The sequence below is a fragment of the Vibrio sp. Vb1026 genome (genome assembly GCF_033338745.1).
GTDB classification, from domain to species: domain Bacteria; phylum Pseudomonadota; class Gammaproteobacteria; order Enterobacterales; family Vibrionaceae; genus Vibrio; species Vibrio alginolyticus.
Genome location: NZ_JAWOTH010000176.1, coordinates 1 through 1093, shown reverse-complemented (window position 1 = coordinate 1093; position 1093 = coordinate 1). Strand labels below are relative to the sequence as shown.

Below are 1093 nucleotides of genomic sequence, written 5' to 3'. Positions count from 1 at the left end.
TCACCTGTTTTACGCCAGAGATATTGCGCGAAATCTCCGTCGCGCGTTCACCTTGCTGAGCGGTTACATAGCCAAACAAAAATACGTCACCATCCTCTGTAATGACTTTGACTTTAACGCCATTGAGGTCTGAGTCGGTTAATAGAGCCGATTTTACCTTGGTTGTGATCCAGCTGTCGTTGCTGATTTGCGTCACGCTCAATGGCTCTTTAGCCTTAATTTGGTTATGAATGGTTTTGACGCCATCAATGGCTCTAGCTCGTTGCTCAATTTGATTAATCAAATCTTGAGTTGGAGCTTGGCCCATTAAAACAACCGTACCATTGTACGAGCTCGCAACAACTCGAACATGCCCTTTAAATGGTTCTTTATTACCGATCGCTGCGACTTCAAATTCAATATTGTTGTCTTGCCAGATCTGCTTCGTGGTGCGAGTATCTGTCACAATATTTGCCGTGGTGGCAGCTCCAGCAATGAACAGTCCCGCACATCCGCTCAAGCTTAAGATGGTACATAAAATGACAAGGCTACGTATCATAATGCTGATTCTCAAATCTGTTATTCTTCGTGAGCAGGGAAAAGTACTTGGTCAATTAAATCGCATAAGCAGTGAAGAGTGACCATATGCACTTCGTGAATGCGAGCCGTGCGATGGGATGGAATACGAATTTCTACATCGTTTTCGCCCAGTAATCCTGCCATCTCACCACCATCTTTACCTGTTAGGGCGATAATGGTCATGTCGCGAGTTACGGCGGCTTCCATCGCTTTGATGATGTTTTTGCTGTTGCCACTGGTAGAAAGCGCCAGAAGAATATCGCCTGGTTGGCCAAATGCACGAACTTGCTTAGAGAAAATCTCTTGATAGTGGTAGTCGTTTGCAACTGCCGTTAGTGTGGTGTTGTCCGCAGTCAGCGCCATAGCGGGAAGGCTAGGGCGCTCGGTCTCAAAGCGATTTAAAAGACAAGAAACAAACTGTTGTGCATTTGAGGCGCTGCCACCGTTGCCGCAGCAAAGAATTTTGTTGCCATTCAGCAAGCTCGAAACCATGGCTTGAGCGGCGTGCGTGATCGCATCAGGCAGAGCTTCTGCG

Annotated in this window: 2 protein-coding genes; both read right to left on the bottom strand. The window is 46.8% G+C overall.

Going from position 1 to position 1093, the window contains the following annotated elements:
• Positions 1 to 538, bottom strand: a 538-nt coding sequence (locus R7E47_RS25105) for a BON domain-containing protein (RefSeq protein WP_318085504.1), incomplete at its 3' end; no start/stop codon positions are given.
• Between the two features lie 20 nt (positions 539 to 558).
• Positions 559 to 1093, bottom strand: a 535-nt coding sequence (locus R7E47_RS25100; protein WP_318085501.1) for a phosphoheptose isomerase, incomplete at its 5' end; no start/stop codon positions are given.